Annotated in this window: 19 protein-coding genes; 8 read left to right on the forward strand and 11 right to left on the reverse strand. The window is 60.5% G+C overall.

All coding sequences use genetic code 11. The features are described from left to right. Nucleotides 1-18 precede the first annotated feature (18 nt). The 5 genes from BN1241_RS05525 to BN1241_RS05545 form a co-directional block, all read right to left on the reverse strand. Entirely contained in the window at nucleotides 19-918 is a 900-nt protein-coding gene (locus tag BN1241_RS05525; protein ID WP_082418226.1) for a cyclase family protein, read from the reverse strand. 146 nt (nucleotides 919-1,064) lie between these two features. Beyond that, on the reverse strand, nucleotides 1,065-2,087 hold the full coding sequence (gene fbaA / locus BN1241_RS05530) for a class II fructose-bisphosphate aldolase (RefSeq protein WP_054952698.1): 1,023 nt from the start codon (nucleotides 2,085-2,087) through the stop codon (nucleotides 1,065-1,067). 132 nt (nucleotides 2,088-2,219) lie between these two features. Then, on the reverse strand, nucleotides 2,220-2,915 hold the full coding sequence (hemQ, locus tag BN1241_RS05535; RefSeq protein ID WP_054952699.1) for a hydrogen peroxide-dependent heme synthase: 696 nt from the start codon (nucleotides 2,913-2,915) through the stop codon (nucleotides 2,220-2,222). A gap of 62 nt (nucleotides 2,916-2,977) precedes the next feature. Further along, on the reverse strand, nucleotides 2,978-3,961 hold the full coding sequence (locus BN1241_RS05540; RefSeq protein WP_054952700.1) for a ferrochelatase: 984 nt from the start codon (nucleotides 3,959-3,961) through the stop codon (nucleotides 2,978-2,980). Beyond that, nucleotides 3,954-5,243 (reverse strand): glutamyl-tRNA reductase, encoded by a 1,290-nt coding sequence (locus BN1241_RS05545; protein WP_187117600.1) that lies wholly within the window; start codon nucleotides 5,241-5,243, stop codon nucleotides 3,954-3,956. Before BN1241_RS05545 ends, BN1241_RS05540 begins: the two co-directional genes overlap by 8 nt. A gap of 55 nt (nucleotides 5,244-5,298) precedes the next feature. Here BN1241_RS05545 and hemE point away from each other — a divergent pair, with 55 nt between their 5' ends. Both hemE and BN1241_RS05555 read left to right on the forward strand, forming a co-directional pair. Beyond that, complete coding sequence (hemE, locus tag BN1241_RS05550) at nucleotides 5,299-6,300, forward strand: uroporphyrinogen decarboxylase (protein WP_054952702.1); 1,002 nt, start codon at nucleotides 5,299-5,301, stop codon at nucleotides 6,298-6,300. Further along, a complete protein-coding gene (locus BN1241_RS05555) occupies nucleotides 6,297-7,577 on the forward strand; it encodes a protoporphyrinogen/coproporphyrinogen oxidase (RefSeq protein WP_054952703.1) in 1,281 nt (426 codons plus the stop codon). Before hemE ends, BN1241_RS05555 begins: the two co-directional genes overlap by 4 nt. 53 nt (nucleotides 7,578-7,630) lie before the next feature. On the opposite strand, the gene BN1241_RS05560 is transcribed toward BN1241_RS05555, so the two are convergent. Beyond that, the gene (locus BN1241_RS05560) at nucleotides 7,631-8,620 is read right to left on the reverse strand and encodes an asparaginase (protein ID WP_054952704.1); all 990 of its coding nucleotides are present in this window, start codon (nucleotides 8,618-8,620) and stop codon (nucleotides 7,631-7,633) included. Nucleotides 8,621-8,803: 183 nt separating this feature from the next. Here BN1241_RS05560 and hemC point away from each other — a divergent pair, with 183 nt between their 5' ends. The 5 genes from hemC to BN1241_RS05585 are packed head-to-tail and all read left to right on the forward strand — an operon-like array spanning nucleotide 8,804 to nucleotide 13,400. Beyond that, nucleotides 8,804-9,670 (forward strand): hydroxymethylbilane synthase, encoded by an 867-nt coding sequence (gene hemC, locus BN1241_RS05565; protein WP_187117601.1) that lies wholly within the window; start codon nucleotides 8,804-8,806, stop codon nucleotides 9,668-9,670. Continuing rightward, a complete protein-coding gene (locus BN1241_RS05570) occupies nucleotides 9,667-10,329 on the forward strand; it encodes a uroporphyrinogen-III synthase (protein WP_054952706.1) in 663 nt (220 codons plus the stop codon). Before hemC ends, BN1241_RS05570 begins: the two co-directional genes overlap by 4 nt. A 1-nt stretch (nucleotide 10,330) precedes the next feature. Next, nucleotides 10,331-11,302, forward strand: coding sequence for a porphobilinogen synthase (hemB, locus tag BN1241_RS05575; protein ID WP_054952707.1), 972 nt, complete (start codon nucleotides 10,331-10,333; stop codon nucleotides 11,300-11,302). Then, entirely contained in the window at nucleotides 11,295-12,578 is a 1,284-nt protein-coding gene (gene hemL, locus BN1241_RS05580; protein ID WP_054952708.1) for a glutamate-1-semialdehyde 2,1-aminomutase, read from the forward strand. The genes hemB and hemL overlap by 8 nt, the downstream gene beginning before the upstream one ends. Then, nucleotides 12,579-13,400 (forward strand): Sir2 family NAD-dependent protein deacetylase, encoded by an 822-nt coding sequence (locus tag BN1241_RS05585; RefSeq protein WP_077138294.1) that lies wholly within the window; start codon nucleotides 12,579-12,581, stop codon nucleotides 13,398-13,400. It begins immediately after the preceding gene. Nucleotides 13,401-13,727: 327 nt separating this feature from the next. On the opposite strand, the gene BN1241_RS12780 is transcribed toward BN1241_RS05585, so the two are convergent. The 5 genes from BN1241_RS12780 to BN1241_RS05610 all read right to left on the reverse strand — a co-directional run bounded on the left by BN1241_RS12780 (nucleotide 13,728) and on the right by BN1241_RS05610 (nucleotide 17,494). Further along, nucleotides 13,728-14,237, reverse strand: a complete 510-nt coding sequence (locus BN1241_RS12780) for a hypothetical protein (RefSeq protein ID WP_054952709.1) — start codon at nucleotides 14,235-14,237, stop codon at nucleotides 13,728-13,730. Between the two features lie 464 nt (nucleotides 14,238-14,701). Continuing rightward, nucleotides 14,702-15,310 (reverse strand): TrmH family RNA methyltransferase, encoded by a 609-nt coding sequence (locus tag BN1241_RS05595; RefSeq protein WP_054952710.1) that lies wholly within the window; start codon nucleotides 15,308-15,310, stop codon nucleotides 14,702-14,704. Beyond that, on the reverse strand, nucleotides 15,307-16,056 hold the full coding sequence (locus tag BN1241_RS05600) for a LemA family protein (RefSeq protein ID WP_054952711.1): 750 nt from the start codon (nucleotides 16,054-16,056) through the stop codon (nucleotides 15,307-15,309). The genes BN1241_RS05595 and BN1241_RS05600 overlap by 4 nt, the downstream gene beginning before the upstream one ends. 89 nt (nucleotides 16,057-16,145) lie before the next feature. Further along, the gene (gene pyrE, locus BN1241_RS05605; RefSeq protein WP_187117602.1) at nucleotides 16,146-16,703 is read right to left on the reverse strand and encodes an orotate phosphoribosyltransferase; all 558 of its coding nucleotides are present in this window, start codon (nucleotides 16,701-16,703) and stop codon (nucleotides 16,146-16,148) included. 23 nt (nucleotides 16,704-16,726) lie between these two features. After that, a complete protein-coding gene (locus BN1241_RS05610; RefSeq protein ID WP_054952713.1) occupies nucleotides 16,727-17,494 on the reverse strand; it encodes an SDR family NAD(P)-dependent oxidoreductase in 768 nt (255 codons plus the stop codon). Between the two features lie 30 nt (nucleotides 17,495-17,524). Here BN1241_RS05610 and BN1241_RS05615 point away from each other — a divergent pair, with 30 nt between their 5' ends. Continuing rightward, nucleotides 17,525-18,316, forward strand: a complete 792-nt coding sequence (locus BN1241_RS05615) for an exodeoxyribonuclease III (RefSeq protein ID WP_054953814.1) — start codon at nucleotides 17,525-17,527, stop codon at nucleotides 18,314-18,316. Nucleotides 18,317-18,318 lie beyond the last annotated feature (2 nt).

The raw sequence follows: 18,318 nt of genomic DNA on the forward strand, positions 1-18,318 counted from the left end.
TCCCCGACTCCACTTCAGCTAGACGAGAGCAATTGGACGGAAGATTGCTCCAGTTGCTCCCTTGATCTTGGGAGGGAGGCCGATGAAAAGAAACTCCTTGACGCCATCCTCCGAGAGTTCCTCTAGGATCATGTTCTCAATAAGGTGGATGCCATTTTCAATCAGCAAGTGTTCGTGCACTGGGTGCGGGTTTCCCGGAACAGTGGAGGGTTGCACCTCGACGGTTGACGTGTCACCGCCAATTGCGCGGATGCCCTTTTCCGATAGGTACTGGGCAATTTCCAGCGTGACACCCCCGCCATCGTGCTCGTTAAATTTTGCCGTGTCCGACCAAAACTTTCCAGCACCATTTCGGAACAAGACCACATCTCCGGCACGCACCTCAAGGCCTTCTTCATCAATCATTTCAAGGAATGCGTCAATTCCGAACGGTTCGCCTCCCTTGAGTGGATGACCAACTTTCTTTGCCACGTCAAAGAAGACACCACGCGTGATAAAGATTGGCAGCTCCGAAGCCGATCCTTTGAGCGGACCAAAGTCTCCAAGATCTGTTGACGCCTTACCGTTGTGCCAATGTTGGTCATGACCCGTCACGGTATGCCCAAGGGCATCAATATGGGTACCGGAGTGCGTTGTCCCCATCACCAAGTCTGAGATCAGACTGATCGGTGGTTCATTTGGATCGGGAAACGGTTTTGAGCCTTGATTCTTTACACCTTGGGGAGTTCGGTAGGTCATGACCTGGAAGGCAGGGTGGCCGTCCCATAGCGGCATCTCCGCCTCGCGCACACCTTCTAGATCGTAAACCTTCCCTTGTGTGGGAATCTTCAAGAGGTCAAGGATCGAGGATTCTGGTGACATCGTTGTCCCTTCAATAGTTCGATAGTCTTCTTCTCTGAAAACTGGTATGACCATCATACATGTGGGGGATATGGGTGTCTCCCCTCACATCAAGATTCGGGCAACAAAAAGCGAGGGGAGAAAACCTAGGTTTTCTCCCCTCGCTACTCTTAAGCGGCTAGCCCTGCCTCCATCGAGGAGTCACAAGCCGATGCCTGGAAGAATTACTTAATGCGGGTGCCGACGGAGCCGAGCTGCTGGCAGGCTTCGACGATGCGGTCTGCCATGCCCTTCTCGGCAGCCTTGCCCCATGCTCGGGGGTCGTACTGCTTCTTGTTGCCGATGTCGCCATCAACCTTGAGGACACCCTGGTAGTTGGAGAACATCCAGTCTGCGACGGGGCGGGAGAAGGCGTACTGCGTGTCAGTGTCGATGTTCATCTTGATGACACCGTTCTTGACAGCGGTGACGATCTCTTCTTCGGAGGAGCCGGAGCCGCCGTGGAAGACGAGATCGAAGGGGGCTTCCTTGCCGTACTTGTCGCCAATAGCCTTCTGGATTTCACCAAGAAGCTCGGGACGGAGCTTGACGAAGCCGGGCTTGTAGACGCCGTGCACGTTACCGAAGGTGAGGGCAGTCATGTAGCGGCCGTTCTCGCCCAGGCCAAGCGCCTCAACGGTTGCGAGACCATCTTCAACGGTGGTGTAGAGCTTCTCGTTGATTTCACCAACGACGCCGTCTTCTTCACCGCCGACAACACCGATCTCGATTTCGAGGATGGTGTTGGCTTTCTGGGAGAGCTCGAGGAGTTCCTTGGCGATCTCCAGGTTTTCGTGGAGTTCGACTGCGGAGCCGTCCCACATGTGGGACTGGAAGGCGGGCAGTTCGCCGTTCTTGACCTGCTCGGCTTCAAGCTCGAGGAGGGGGCGTACCCAGGAGTCGATGTTTTCCTTGGCGCAGTGGTCGGTGTGAAGTGCGACAGTGACGTCGTAGTTCTTGGCAACTTCCTTTGCGTAGGCTGCCATTGCGAGCGAACCGGCGACGCGGTCCTTACGGGTGGAGCCGGACCAGTACTCTGCGCCACCAACGGATACCTGGATGATGCCGTCGGACTCTGCTTCCGCGAAGCCCTGGAGAGCTGCGGTGAGGGTCTGCGAGGACGTGACGTTGATGGCCGGGTATGCGAAGCCGCCCTTCTTGGCCCGGTCAATCATCTCGTTGTATACCTCGGGGGTTGCGATAGCCACGGTGAAACTCTCCTTCATTAGTGGGCTTTTACCACTCGCTATTGTCTCACGAGCGGCGGTTATTCGGTAGGTCGGTTGACCTATTTTGTCCCGCTTACGGGACGGGACCGGATTCGGTTGAGATTGTGGGGATTATTCTCCGGCGGGCTGGCGCGCAGCCCAGTCTTGGAGGGTGACGCGCGAACCCGTATAGAACGGCACGTCCACTCGCACGTGTCTGCGGGCCTCCGTGTACCTGAAGTCCCTCATGAGGTCCACGATCCGGTGCAGTTCATCAGCTTCAAGAGCGAGGATCCATTCGTAGTCGTTGAGTGCAAAGCAGGCGACCGTGGAGGCCACGACGTCCTTGTAGGGTGCGCCGGTCATCCCGTGGTCCCGCAGGATCCGGCTCCGTTCGCTCTCTTCGAGCAGGTACCACTCGTAGGAGCGCACGAACGGGTAGACCGCCATGTACTTCGGGGCTTCGTCTGTGAGGAGGAAGCCGGGCAGGTGCCTCTTGTTGAACTCTGCTGGGCGGTGGAGCCCCACGACCGACCAGACGGGGCTGATCGGCAGGTCCGAGTTGAGTAGCGCATGGTAGGCGGCCTGGACTTCCTCGATCGTCTCGGCATGCCACCACGCCATCAGGTCAGCATCGGCCCGCAGCCCCGCCACGTCGTAGTAGCCGCGCACGACAACACCCGTGCTGGCAACAGCCTCTTCCGCTGCAGTCACGATGCTGTCCCGTTCATCGGGCGAGATCTCGCCCGTGGTCGCAAACACCGACCACATGGTGTAGCGGATCGAGGTGTTGACCTGCTCAACTGTCTGATCGTCTGGCTGTTTCATGGTGCCTCCTGGGCTTTGGGGCCGGTGACCGTGTTGATGAAGGAATTAATGGTTGGTGGAATTTAGGAGATTGCGGGGACCGTTGGCGGGTTCGGGCCCGCCCAGCAGCAGTCTTCCGCGTAGCTGGTGTCTCCGGGGTTTTGGAGGATGTCTGCAAGCTGGGAAATGAAGGCGGGGTGTACACCGACCGTGGCGGCCCGCACGAATCCCATCCCAAGTTCCTCAGCCTTTGCCTTAGCTTCCGTGTCGAGATCGAACTTGACCTCCATGTGGTCCGAGATGAAGCCGATCGGTGCAAGCACGACCGAGGCACTTCCCCTACCGTGGAGGTCTTCCAAGTGATCACAAATATCGGGCTCGAGCCACGGAATGTGGGGCGATCCTGACCGGGAACAGTAGGCAAGGTCCCAATCGGCGATTCCCAGATCATCCGCAATTCTCTTGGCGACCACCTCGTGCTGCTGTTGGTAGGTGTGCTCGTGGTGGGTTCCCGAGGCGGTGTTCATGGCGGTGGGGATGGAATGGGTGACGAAGACCAGGCGAGCATCACCCGCCTCCTCCAAAGCATCCCTCACGGCATCGCGGTTTGCTTGCAGGAAGCCGTCGCTGTTCCAGAAGGGCTTGGTTTTCCTGACCGACAGATCTGGCAGATCCAGTTCTCCCAGCCACCTGGCAATGTCCTCACGGTACTGGCGGCACGAGGAGTACGAATCGTAGGCGGAGGTGGCGATCGCGAGGATGTCGCGTGCTCCACTGTCGTACAGTTCGCGGATCACGTCGTTTCCGTACGGTTCCCAGTTCCTGTTGCCGATGACAACGGGGGTGGTGTCGCCCCGGCGAGCAAGCTCATCACGCAGGTACTCGACCAGCTCGGCGTTGAGCTCGTTGATTGGTGACTTACCTCCGAACATGTAGTAGTGCTCACCTACCTGTTCCAGTCTTTCGTCCGGGATTCCCTTACCCGCGGTGGCGTTGCGAAGGAAGGGGACAACGTCCTCGGGCTTGTTCGGCCCTCCATAGGAGAGAACAAGGTAAGCGTCAGGCATGAGGCTGGTCCTTTCGGGGGCACCCGCTATTGAGTGCCTGTTGCGTGGGCTTGGGAAGGGCAATACCAAAGACAAGTTCTGCCGCCTCGTGATATTCATCCCCGCGCCCGTCCTTCGCTGCCTCGTGGGCCGCTTTCGAGGGGTGGTAGGCGACCGCGGAGGCGAATCGTTGCAAAGCGCGGATCGCGACTTCTGCCGGGATCTCACCGGCGGCGGGAAGTTTCCGCAATTCCTTTTCGAGTTCCACGGCGATCATGTCTCGGACCGCGACAACCAGGGGATCTACGGTGCGACCGAGCAGATCGGAGTCGAGCTTTGCTAGCCCCTCATCCACAATCTTCCGAGCACTGTCCAGGTCGCCTGCCTTGGCGGCCGGCACGTGCCTGCGGATTGTTTCGAGATCAATGAGGGTGACGTCATCGATCTGTGCAACATCGGTTTCAACGTCACGGGATCGAGCCAGGTCAATGAGAGTCAGCGGCCCGCGGGTCTTCTTGGCTTCCCGGATCATGTTGGCAGTGAGAACGGGAGTGCCGGTTCCCCGGCACAGGACAATAACATCCGGCCACACCAGGTCCAGGTTCTCCCTGAATGCGATGCCGTGATCGGTTGCGAACTGCTGTCCCCTGCCGCTGAGCGACCAGACTCGGACCCGGTTCGCTCCTCGCTCTTTCAACGCGGCAACGGTCGCACCCGCGTACGCACCCGTGCCCACGAGGAGAACGTTGATCCCTTCCCAGTCGGTCAGGGGCAGAGCCGGGCCGTCAATATCGTCCCATTCGTATTGGCCGCGCTCGCAGGCAACCGCCCCCGCCATGTCCAAAGCCACCGACACAATGGAGCGGCCGGCGCGGGAAATATCGGTCTTGACCGCGATCTCACGGGAGGTGCGTAGCGCCCCCTGGATGGTTTGTTCGAGCAGGGGTGAGGTGGTGCCTTCAGTGCGAGCATCGGTCAGTGCCTGGCGCACCTGGCCAACTATCTCGCGTTCTCCCACGACCATGGAGTCAAGCCCGGAGGCGATTTCGTAGAGATGGCGGGCGGCATCAATGCCGGAGTAGATGGACAGGTCCTTGTCGAGAAGGCGAGCTGCTTTGCGGGCCGCCTCTTCCTCAGCCTCTAAATACACTTCGTAGCGGTTACAGGTAGATAGAACGACCGCGCCCTGGACCCCAGTGCTAGCAACGATCTCTTTCTTGACCCGATCACCACGCCTCGCCAAATCTTCAACATCCGAAATGTCCAAATCGTGGTGATTTGCGGATAGAACCACAAAACTCACACATCGATTCTCCAATTAATTGGCAGAAAATTCCAACTGGTAACACAATAGGAACGTGTCTCTCTTAACAGAAGCAGCCCGCGGAACGCGAGGCAAACGAGTACCCGTATGGTTCATGAGGCAGGCCGGGCGATCCCTCCCCGAGTATCGTTCCCTGAGGGAAGGCACGACAATGCTCGAAGCCTGCTTGAATCCGGAGATGGCGGCGGAGATCACGATGCAGCCGGTACGCCGTCACGGCGTTGACGGGGCCGTCTTCTTCTCCGATATTGTCACTCCCTTAAAAATTGCCGGCATCGATGTTGATATCAAGCCCGGGGTTGGCCCCGTCTTTGGTCATCCGATCCGCAGTTCTTCAGATATCGATGAGCTTGTTGCCCACGAGTTCATCGACTCCCCGGAGATCCGCAAGGCTGTCGAAATCTGCGTGAACGAACTGGACGTACCTGTTCTTGGGTTTGGTGGGGCACCGTTCACCCTGGCCGCCTACCTTGTTGAGGGGAAGCCCTCCCGGGATCACTTGGCAGCCCGCGCCCTCATGTATTCCGACCCCGAGTCGTGGGATCGACTCATGACGTGGGCGGCGGACATTACGGGACAGTTCCTCAAGATTCAGATCGAGGCGGGAGCCTCGATTGTGCAACTCTTCGATTCCTGGGCCGGTTCGCTCTCGCTCGCAACCTACGAGGAGAAGGTGCTTCCCTATTCCATGCGGGCACTCTCCTACGCCACGGTTCCCACAATCCACTTCGGCACCGGCACGACCAGGATTCTGCCGCAAATGGCCAGCATCTCCGATGTTTTGGGTGTCGACTACCGGATTCGCCTCGACGAGGTGGCAAAGCTCGTCCCGAACAAGCCGCTCCAGGGCAACATCGATCCCGCCTTCCTTTTCGCACCCTGGGAGGTGCTGCAGAAGCACATTGATGAGGTGATCGAGGCCGGGAAGGCAGCCCCCTCCCACATCCTCAACCTCGGCCACGGAGTCCCACCAAACACGGATCCGGATGTGCTGAGCCGAATCGTGGCCTACGTTCAGGGCAGGCTCGAGCCGTGACCATCGTGATCGGTGGCGGGCTCGCGGGCCTCGTCACCGCCCACCAGCTCGCTACGGCAGGTCGCCGCATCACCCTCATCGAAAAACGTTCCACCCTTGGTGGACTGATTGCCTCTGACACGATCGGCGGGGTCCGGGTCGACATCGGTGCCGAATCATTCGCCCGCAGGAACAGTGCTGTCACCGACTTTGTTCGCTCCCTCGGGCTAGAAACCCTCGTCCCTTCGGGGCGGTCGTGGATCTGGAACGGTAGCCCCCTCCTCATCCCGAAAGACACCTCTCTCGGCATCCCGGCTGATCCGCACTCGCCCGAGATCAGAGAGATCCTCAAGGACCCCGACCGGGTGGCTGCCGACCTCACCCTCGATCCGAGTATCGGTGCGAGGGTTACGACGGTGGCTGAGCTGGTGGAGGCACGCATGGGAAGCGAAATCCTCGAACGTCTCGTGCGCCCCATCGCCACCGCCATCTACTCCACTGACCCCTCTCGGCTCGCCATCAACCCACAACTCAAAGCCGACTTTGAGAGCACGGGAAGCCTCGCGAAGGCCGTAGCCAAGGGCCTGAGTGGCCCCGCGGTTGCCTCCGTCAGGGGTGGCATGTTCCATCTCATTGACATGCTCGTTCGTGACCTAAAAGAATCGGGAGCACGGATCCTGACGGACACAGAAGCCACCGGCTTGTCCTACAGCTCCGGAGCCAAGGTCACAGCAGTAACAGCAGGTGAGGAGCAGATACTCACGGCGGAAAACATTGTGCTCGCAACCTCCATCACTCCCGCCATCGCCCTCCTCAACAAAGTCACGGACCTGGAACCGTTCACTGTCCCCACGGGCAAGCCCACCACCCACGTCACGCTCGTTCTTAACAGTGCAGAGCTCGATGGGGCGCCGCGCGGTTCGGGGATGCTGTGCGTGCCGGGCACGTCCCGCGCCAAGGCCCTCACTCACCTGAGTTGCAAATGGTCGTGGATGCGCGAGGTCACCGACAAGCATGCGGTCAGGGTTTCCTACGCCACCGGTAAACAGGTGAACGTGGATGATGCTCTGGCCGACATGAATGAGCTCATGGGAACCGGCATCGGTCCCGAGGCCATTGCCGGGTCCAAGACCGTCCGGTGGGGCAACGCCCTCACCCCATCCACACCCGGGCTTCGACAGCGGGCAGATTCGATCACCACCCCGGACTGGTTGCATGTGACGGGAGCATGGCGGGCGGGAACGGGAGTCGCCTCCGTTATTCCCCACGCACTGCAGACCGCCGCGGCCCTCGCGTAGTTCCCTTCAACTACATGCGTGGCTCACCATTCGAGCGGCACTGACCTGCGGGGCTACTGTCCTCGCCTGTGGACTTCGCTGATAATTTCTTCTCGATCCATGCCGGCACTTGTGAGGATGTGGAGGAGGATGCGGAGCTTCCGGCCCGTCAGGAAACCCCCAGGAATGATTCCGCGGGCAATCAGATCTTCTTCCGAACCCGGATAGGCGTAGCTGTGTTCCGTGGTGGAGCCGCTCCCCGTTCGCGTCACCATCGCAACCAACAGACCGTCAGTCACAAGTTGTTCGCACGCATCAGCAGTCCTCATGGAGAGGTGACCGACACCGGAGGCTTCGATCACGAGAGCATGGGGGTTGGTCAGAGCTAGGCCGTATGCCCAGCGCCCTTCATCACCCAGCGGCGACTGAATGACCGGGATTTGTATTTCATGCGGGCCCGGCACGGGAAGTGCTGGGAAGGTGGTAGCGGGCTTGTACATGAGCCGCACACGACCTTCAACGATCCTGCCAATTGGGCCCCAGCCTGGTGACTGGAAGGCCGAAACTGCGGTCGAATGGGTCTTGCTAACGAGGCGTGCCAGGTGGATCGTGTCGTCGAGAACAACGAGAGTTCCCATGCCCCGTACGGCGGGATCGATTGCTGTGGCAATCGCGGCAAGGAGGTTGGCTGGTCCATCAGCACCGGGCAGGTTCGCTCCCCTCATCGCACCCGTGAGAACAATTGGTTCTTCCCGGTCCCACAGAAGGTCAAGGAAGTAGGCGGTCTCCTCCAGAGTGTCCGTGCCGTGGGTCAGGACCACGCCAGCAGCCCCGCCATCCACCATCTCCTTCGCGTAGTCGAGTGCGGCAAGGATGTGGCTGGGCAGGATCGAGGGTGAGGGCAGGTTGGCGAGGCTCCGGGATGTGACCTCCGCGAGCGCATCAAGCCCGGGTACAGGGGCTAGGAGGTCTTCGGCATCGAGTGCGGGTGTGACGGCTCCCGTCTCGGTTGTGGTCATCGCAATCGTGCCGCCCAGGGCGCCTACGGAAACTAGTGGTTTCATTGTTTTATCTGCTCCTCTTTTTGATTCCGCGGTGCCCAATGTGGTGGGGCGTCAATGCCCAGGCGGGCACCGTCTAAGCCCGCCATCCCGCCCATCATAGCCATCAGCAGCCTGCTCCCGGCGCGGTTCTTACGGTCTTTCTACCCTCGTGGCGGTCCCGGTGGGGTGCGTATGATGGCAGGCATGAGTGTACTTCGAGTTGGTTCCAGAACATCCGATCTTGCCGTCGCACAGGCCTCTGCCGCGGCGCAGGAGATCGTTGATAAGAATCCGGAACTGACCGGGTTTGAGATTGTTGGGGTCACGACGAAGGGTGACACGGATCGGGGCTCTCTCAAAGAGATTGGTGGGACCGGGCTCTTCACATCTGCGGTGCGGGACGCTCTCATTGCTGGCGAATGCGATATTGCGATCCATTCGGCCAAGGACTTACCCGCGCTCGACCATCCTGAACTGTCGATGTTCTTCCCTGTTCGCGAGAGCGCTCACGACGTGTTTGTGGGGCACACGGACTACCGAGGCATGCCCTACGGTGCAAAGGTTGGCACGGGTTCGCCGCGCCGGGCAGCCCAGCTTCGCCACTTCCAACGCGATATCCAGATCGTTGATATCCGGGGCAATGTGCCAACCCGGCTCAGCCGCATCCACAAGGATCTCGATGGCGTCATCCTTGCAAGGGCAGGGCTGGACCGGCTGGGGATTGATACTGGCCAGGACCTGCCGTACGAGGTCATGGTGCCCGCCGCCGGGCAGGGCGCCCTGGCGATCGAAACCGTCAAGGGCTCCCCATGGGAGGCAATGGTCGAAAAGGTTGACGACCACACGACGAGGCTGGAAATGATTGCGGAACGGACATTCATGGCCGCCCTCGGTGCCGGCTGTTCCACCCCGATCGGGGTGCTCGGCGAATCCACCGGAAAGACGGTGGCCCTGCATGCGCGCTACACGGGGGAAGGCTCCAAGATCGAGATCCGCCGGAGCTCGAACAACCCGGTCACGCTCGCGGAGGGCTTGGCGGAGGAGTTTAAGAAGCGCGGTGTGCGGCCATGAGGGTCGCCATCACCCGGACCCGCTCGCCCCTGACGGACGGGTGGCTGGCGATCCCAGTGACCTCACGAACCCCCATTGAATCCGGCCTGCACGCACTGAAGGAGGTGCTCTCCTCCTGCGAGGACGGCACCTGGCTTGCCGTGACTTCACCGCATACGTTCCCGGTTCTTCGCGCCGCTGGGATCACAATCCCCGCGGGTGTGCGGATCGCCTGCGTTGGTGACGCAACCGCGCGGTTCTCTCCCCGTACCCCGGACTTTATTGGTCCCCCTCCCGCGAGCGCCCAGTCTTTTTTTGACGCAGTCCCTGCCGGCCGCGGCAGGGTCGTGTTTCCTTCTTCGAACCAGGCCTCACAGGTACTGGAGGTGGGCCTTCGAGAGAAGGGCTACTCGGTTGATCGCTTCGACATCTATGCCACCGAGGCGGATCCGGGTGGGGTCAGGAGGCTCGCTTCAGGGAATGCTGAAGTCATCATCGTGACTGCCTCGAGCGCAGCACTTGCCATTGCCGATCACTGGCCCAGCGGCGCCGCCCTACCCCCGCTTATTGCTCTTGGCGAGCCGACCGCCCACACTCTGCAATCGGCGGGGATTCCCGCCGACCAGGTTTCCCCCACACCGGATCGGGCAGGTTTGGAAGCCTGCCTTGAAAGGATCTGACATGCGCCCACGCCCCAGACGCTTACGGACCACCCCTGCCATGCGCTCCATGGTTCAAGAAACCGGCTATACGGCCGGCAATCTTGTTCTTCCCATGTTTGTTCGGGAGGGCATTGCAGAACCGGAGCCCATTGCTTCCATGCCCGGCGTGTACCAGCACACCCTGGAATCTCTCGTACGGGAGGCCCGCAGGGCGGTCGACGCTGGAGTGGGTGGCATCATGCTGTTTGGTGTTCCCGAGAAGCACGACGCGACCGGTTCGGCCGGCGTGGATCCGAATGGGATCCTCAACGTGGGTCTGAGGGCACTGCGTGACGAACTCGGTGACGAGGCGGTCATCATCGCCGACCTGTGCTTGGACGAGTTCACGGACCACGGTCACTGCGGTGTGCTAGCCGCAGATGGCACGGTCGACAACGATGCGACACTGGAGATCTATCGGGAGATGGCGGTGGTGCAGGCCAAGTCCGGTGCCCACATGCTCGGACTGTCGGGAATGATGGATGGTCAGGTTGCTGCCTGCCGGGATGCGCTTGACGAGGCCGGGTACCCGAACGTGTCGATCCTCGCCTACTCCGCCAAGTACGCCTCCGCCTATTACGGCCCTTTCCGTGAGGCTGTCGACAGTCAGCTCAAGGGCGATCGCCGCACGTATCAGATGGACGTGGCGAACCGGACCGAGGGGCTACGCGAGGCCCTGCTCGACATTGAGGAAGGGGCCGATGTTGTCATGGTGAAACCGGCTGGGTCCTACCTTGATGTCCTCTCCGACGTTGCGCAGACATCGACTGTGCCCGTTGCGGCATACCAGGTGTCGGGGGAGTACGCGATGATCGAGGCCGCTGCCGAGCGTGGCTGGTTGGATCGCGAGCGCACGATCGCCGAATCGGTGGCCGCGATTGCTCGTGCCGGCGCCACGATCATTTGCACCTATTGGGCCACGGAGTTGGCAGAAAGGATGAAGAGTGTCTGATCTTTTCACTCGCGCACAGGCCGTCATTCCCGGGGGTGTTGATTCTCCGGTCCGTGCTTTCGGATCCGTGGGTGGTGCACCCGTCTTCATTCATCGAGCTTCCGGGCCCCACGTGTACTCGGGCGACCGGCAGTTCATTGACCTCGTGGGATCGTGGGGGCCCGCCCTGCTGGGGCACGCTCATCCCCATGTCGTTGCTGCCGTTCAAGAAGCCGCGGCGCGCGGTCTTTCTTTCGGGGCACCAACGGAGGCCGAGGTGGAGCTCGCCGAACTCGTTATCGACCGCATTCCTCCGGTTGAGAAGATCAGGTTCGTGTCCACGGGCACGGAAGCTACGATGACGGCGATTCGGCTGGCACGGGGCTTCACGGGACGTGACCTCGTTGTGAAGTTCGCCGGCTGCTACCACGGTCACGAGGACTCCATGCTCGTGGCCGCCGGATCCGGTGTCGCAACCTTTGGCATGTCCTCCTCAGCGGGTGTCCCGAAGGGCACGGTCGAGGACACCGTGGTTCTCCCCTACAACGACAGGCAGGCGGTCACCGACCTGTTTGCTAGCTACGGCGACTGCATTGCCGCAATCATTACCGAGGCCGCCCCGGCGAACATGGGGCTGGTTCCTCCCCTTCCCGGATTCAATGCGTTCCTCAAGGACGAATGCGAGAAGGCCGGCGCCCTCCTCATTCTCGACGAGGTGCTGACCGGGTTCAGGCTCTCCAGGAGCGGCATGTGGGGCATCGACCAGGAGGTCCCCTACACCCCTGATCTCATGGCTTTCGGGAAGGTCATCGGTGGTGGCATGCCGATCGCTGCCCTTGGCGGCAGACAGGATGTGATGGACTATCTGGCACCGCTCGGTCCCGTCTATCAGGCCGGAACACTTTCCGGAAACCCTCTCGCAACTGCCGCCGGCATCGCCACCCTCACACTGGCAGACAATGCCGTGTACGAGAAGATCGATAGGGCTTCTGTCGCACTTTCGAATGGCTTCAGTGAAGCACTGACGAAGGAAGGCGTGGCGCATACGATCCAGCGGGTCGGATCCCTATTCTCGATCCTGTTCTCGGACAGGCCCGCCACGAACTATGACGAGGTTGCTACCCAGGACCAGTTCCGGTTCCCGCCCTTCTTCCACTCGCTCCTCGAGGATGGCATTCACCTCCCACCCTCGGTCTTCGAGGCCTACTTCGTGTCCGTAACTCACGATGATGCGATCATCGACCAGATCCTTGAGGCAGCTCCGAAAGCCGCGCGGGCGGCAGCAAGGGCGTCCTGAATGTCGGTGGAGGACCTGACCGAGCTCATCGCCGGCGGGGGCGTCGTTGCCGTGACCGGGGCCGGCCTCTCGACGGGGGCCGGCCTGCCGGACTATCGGGGTAGCGGCGGCGCAGAGGCACCCAGTGTCGACTACGACATGTTCATCTCCTCCCCCATGTGGCAACGCTGGGTGTGGCAGCGCAACCAAGAGTCCTGGAAGGCACTCGAAGCACTGCCGCCTTCGCGGGGGCACGAGATCTTGGCCGGATGGGAACGGGAAGGAATCATTCTCGGCACCGCCACCCAGAACGTTGACGGCCTCCACTTCAAAGCCGGGTCGGAAAAGGTAGCGGAGATGCACGGGTCATTCACCCGCGTTGTCTGTCTCCACTGCGAAACAATCACCCCGCGGAGCGAACTCGATGCTCGGCTACGCGAACTCAATCCCAACACGAAAGACGACCCTGATCCGAAGAACGTGGCGATCCTGGCCGAGGCCCAGCCAGAAGAGGCGAAGCGCTCAACGTTTAAGGTAGCACCCTGCGACAGGTGCGGAGGCCCCCTCAAGCCTGACATCGTCTTCTTCGGTGATGGCGTGCACGCCATCGATCAAGCCTTCGACTATGCCCGGGAGGCACGCACCCTCCTCGTGCTGGGAACTAGCTTGAAGGTGATGACTGGCATGTGGGTCGTCACCCAGGGCCTCTCCTCGGGAGCCGACCTCGCGATTATCAATAAAGGGCCAACTGTGGCGGATCGCATGGCCGACATTCGACTCAATTCCCCGATCGACAGCACACTGGAAGAGATCAACCAGCGTCTTAACGGAAGCCACAAATAGCGTCCGAAAAACTCAAAGTGGGAGGCACCGGACCTCATCCGGTGCCTCCCACTCATTCATTCAGTTTTATTCACTTGTGCATCACGGCTGCGAGCACTCGCGTCAGAGAAGTGCGGGGCACAGCGCCCTTAGTCAGCCGAGTCAGCAGACGGTGCCGAGTAACCGGAGTCTGCCGACGGAGCGGAAACTGCGGACTGAGCCGACACCGGTGACAGAGCCGAGTGGACGGGTGCGGGGGCGGCCTTCACCGGAGCAGGCGCAGGAGCCGGGGCCGGAGCGGTACGTGCGGGTGAAGGAGCAGGCGCAGGAGATGGCTCTTATAAACATCTAGATGGGGAGAAGAGACAGACGAAGCGGGTCGGATCCAGAGTCTCGATCCTGTTCACGGAGATCGGAAGAGCACACGTTCACCGGAGCAGGCGCAGGAGCCGGGGCCGGAGCGGTACGTGCGGGTGCCGGAGCAGGCGCAGGAGCGGTGCGTGCAGGTGCCGGTGCGGTCGAGGGTGCTGACGGTGCAGAGACCGCGGACTGTGCGGAAACCGGTGAGGGTGCAGAGACTGCAGTCTGTGCAGACTTCGGGCTCTGAGCGGAGACTGCGGAGACGGTGGTCTGAGCCGAAGGTGAGGACTGAGCGGACTGGGTGGACTGTGCCGAGACGGTCGTCTGTGCCGAGGGCATGGTCTGGGCGGTCTGGGTTGAGTGGGCCGACTTGTTCTCCTGCTGAATCTGGGCCGGACGTACAACGTCATCGCCCTGGTCTGCGACAGCCAGTCCGGTGCCAGCAAAGATGGTAAGGACGCCGAAGGTTCCGGTTGCGATCCAAAGCTTGTTCGACATGATGTTCTCCTTTTTCGTTACTTCCCTGGAAGCTTGTCTGCTTCCCTTGATGACTCAAGTAAACAAAGGCCAAATGAAGTGGAAAGGAAATGAAGATGAGAGACCTTTCATCTCCTCTCATCTCGTCTCATGTGGCACCAGAACCTAACTCTGGCGCTCGCCGACAACGCCGTCATATCCACGTTTCACGGATGGCAAGTGTTTGTTCGTGACAGATGGGGAGAATATTGGAAATCTCAAGAAAGAGTTGCACACCACAGGAAAAGTAGCTCCTTTTGCCATGTCGAAACGCTTCCTTCGCTCCGGAAGAACCGAATTCTCATGTTGCGTTGAGGTCTGGGATGGCCGTGAACGTAACCGAGTAGCGGCAAGAAGAAGCCCGCCCGATGGGGCGGGCTCTGAGTTCCGCACAAGGTTCAGTTGAGGCTTGCTGGCCTACTAACTGCCAATAATTTCGCGACTTTCTAGGAAGGTTGGGCGGTGCCGTACTGGTGGGTGACGGACCAGGAGTGGATGGCAATGGCTGCAGCGGCGGCAACATTCATTGACCGAGTCGACCCATACATGGGAATCTGTCGTACCTGCTGGCAGGCGGCCAGGAGCTCTTGGGAGATGCCGTTGGATTCTTGTCCAAAGACGAGGATGGAACGCTCGGGAAGAGGGCTTGCCTCAAGGTCTGTACATCCAGGCACGTTGTCGATTCCGACGATCGCGTAATCATTGTCTGTCGCCCACTGGGCCAGGACACCGGGTTCGGGTTGGTGGATGATGTCGAGGTAGCGGTCGGTCACCATGGCGCCCCGCCGGTTCCAGCGGCGCCTGCCAACAATGTGCACTCCCCCAACGTTGAACGCATTGCCGGTGCGGACGATGGAACCGATGTTGAGATCGTGTTCGAGATTCTCGATGGCAATGTGGAGGGCGGCACGCGTGCGGTCAAGATCTTCCCTGATCGCGTCCACGGTCCACATGCGGTACTTGTCGACAACGTTGCGAGTATCGCCATTCTCGAGCAGATCCGGGTCGTGACGGGGGTCGACCCCGGCAGAACCGGGGCCGAGCTCGTCTGTCATGACATCCTCGATGGATTGTCCGGACCCTGCTGGTCTTTGAAGGGCGCCCCCTCAACCGGTCTTCCAGCATCCCGTCCCGGGTCGTAGCCTCCGCGCTGGCCACCGAGCTGTTGGGCACCGGGTTCCTGGGCGGGCTGCCATGTACCTGTCTGGTAGTTGCCGAGTTTGCCGTCCTCGGTGCGGAACGATACCTGGGGTGCCTGGCGCGAGACTTCCGGGATCTCGAAATATTCGGCCCGGCGGAAGTTGAACATGCTGGCGATCATGTTGGTGGGGAAAGACTCGGTCTTGGAATTGAAGCCGGAAACGTTGGAGTTGTAGAAGCGGCGACCCGCAGCGATCCGATCTTCCGTGTTTGAGAGTTCCTTCTGCAGGTCGCGGAACGGGCCCGCGGCCTGCAGCTCCGGATAGTTCTCCGCAACGGCAAACACGTTTCCAAGCGCGCGGGAGAGGTCGCCTTCGCGCTGGCTGCGCTCTCCAGCGTTGCCGGCCGAGGCCTGGGCGAGGTTCCTCATCTGCGTCACTTCTTCAATGACCGACTGCTCATGCGCAGCATAGCCCTTGACTGTCTCCACGAGGTTCGGGATGAGCTGATAGCGGCGGTGCAGTTCGACATCGATCTGCTTCCACGACTCCTGCACCTGGTTTCGGAGCCGGATGAGGTTGTTGTAGGCGGAGATCGCCCACAGTACGATCACGAGGATCACAGCGACAACGATGATGAGGATCAACAGCCCCGTATCCATACGTTCTCCTTACAGTCGTCTAGAAGATGGTGGGATTCCCTGGCCAAGCATAGCCGCCACTGCAACTGCTAACTCGGTGGCAGGTGAACTTAGCGGAGCTCGTCAATAGAGAGGGCAGCGAAGTAGGGGACGCCTGCCAGTTCGATACGTTCCTGGGCACCTGTCTTACGATCGACAACGACGGCAACGGCCACGACCTCGGCGCCGGCCTCTCGGGCCGCTTCGAGTGCCTCGAGCGGGGATCCACCGGTCGTGGACGTATCTTCCAGGATGACAACCTTGCGCCCTTCGATGGCTGGGCCCTCAATGCGCTTCTTCATGCCGTGGTCCTTTGCGGCCTTGCGGACAACGAAGGCGTCGATGTCTTGACCGCGGGAAGCGGCAGCGTGGAGGATCGCGGTGGCAACCGGGTCGGCACCCATGGTGAGCCCACCAACGCTGTCAATTTCACCGGCACCAAAGCCCTGCTCTTCGAGCATGTCGAGCATGACGTGGCCGATGAGGGGAGCGGCTTCGTGGTGGAGGGTTGCTCTCCTCATATCCACGTAGTGGTCGGAGACAAGACCGGAAGCGAGGGTCACTTCGCCTTCGATAACGGACAGTTCGCGCACCAGTTCGATGAGACGCTGGCGTTGAGTATCGTTCATTTTCACAACCCCATCCTACGTGGCTATTGCCTGCCGGACCTGCCCGGGCCAGCAACTTTCCTCACGACCCACCTGGGTAGCATCCGGATCGCCCCAGCAGCCACCGTGTACTTGGGTGACGGGGTGATGATGACCTGTCCTCTGCGCACCGCATCGAGCGAGCGTGACACCACCTTGTGAACCGGGGTGAAGGCAATCTCGGGCCACTGGCTGGAGTCCACGTTGGTCCGGTTGTGGAAGTCGGTGTGGACGAGGCCGGGGCAGGACACGGTTGCCACCACGCCCGTACCTTTCAGGGTTTCGGACAGGCCTTCCGTGAAGGTCCGCACCCATGCCTTGTGCGCCGAATAGGTGCCCTGGGCGGTAAGCGAGGTCATGGAGGAAACGTTGAGGATCGCACCATAGCCGCGGGCAGCAAAGGCATTGGCGGCCTCGTGGCAGATGACGAGGATCGCCCGCACCATGACATCCAGTGCCCCAAGCTCACGGTCGAGCATGCCACCGAGAAAGTCCTGCCCCAAACCAAAACCGGCATTGTTAACCACGAGCCCGATTGGTTTGTCCACGCTTGCCGCTCGCATCCCAACAGCGCGCGCCCCCGATTCGGTCCCGAGGTCGGCAACCAGGGTCTCGACTCTCTGCCCCGTGAAGTTCGTGATCTTTTCGGCGAGGTCATTCAGTGCGGACTCGGTGCGAGCAACGATGACAAGGTCGTTGCCTTCTGCTGCGAGCTGCCACGCGAACTCTTTGCCGATCCCCGAGGTTGCGCCGGTGATGAGTGCTGTTCCCATATCTTGAGCCTAGCTGGAATAATGACCAGCATGAGACTTGCTACGTGGAATGTGAACTCGATCCGTACCCGCTTCCAACGCGTGATTGATTTCCTGGAACGCTCCGAGACCGATGTGCTCGCCATCCAAGAAACCAAGTGCAAGGAAGAGCAGTTCCCCTATGACGTGTTTGAGAAGGCCGGTTACGAGGTTGCTGTTGCTGGCCTCAATCAGTGGAACGGTGTCGCCATCGCCTCCCGCGTGGGACTCGAGAACGTTGCACGCACCTTCGAAGGTCAGCCTGCCTTCGGTAAGCCTGACAAGGAACCCGTTGTTGAACCGCGCGCCATTGGTGCCACCTGCAATGGCGTTGAGGTGTGGAGCCTCTACGTTCCTAATGGCCGCGCAAGCACCGATCCGCACTACACGTACAAGCTCAACTTCATCAACACCCTTGCGCAGCGCGGCAAGGAGCGCCTCGCCGCGGACCCGGATGCTCAGATCGCTCTCGTTGGTGACTGGAATGTGGCACCGCTCGACACGGACGTGTGGGACATCGAAGTCTTTCGGGACCTGTTGTACGTGACCCAACCCGAACGGGACGCGATCAAGGCGATTGTTGATGCTGGGTTTGCGGAAGTCACCCGCCAGTACGACGCTCAGTACACGTTCTGGGACTACCAGCAGCTCCGTTTCCCGAAGAACGAGGGCATGAAGATCGACTTCCACCACTACTCCCCCGCACTCGCTACCAGGGTCAAGACCGCGTTCATTGACCGTGACGAACGTAAGGGGAAGGGGAGTTCTGATCACGTCCCCGTCATCGTTGACTTGCTAGATTAAAC

This window comes from Flaviflexus massiliensis, from assembly GCF_001375495.1.
GTDB classification, from domain to species: Bacteria; Actinomycetota; Actinomycetes; order Actinomycetales; family Actinomycetaceae; genus Flaviflexus; species Flaviflexus massiliensis.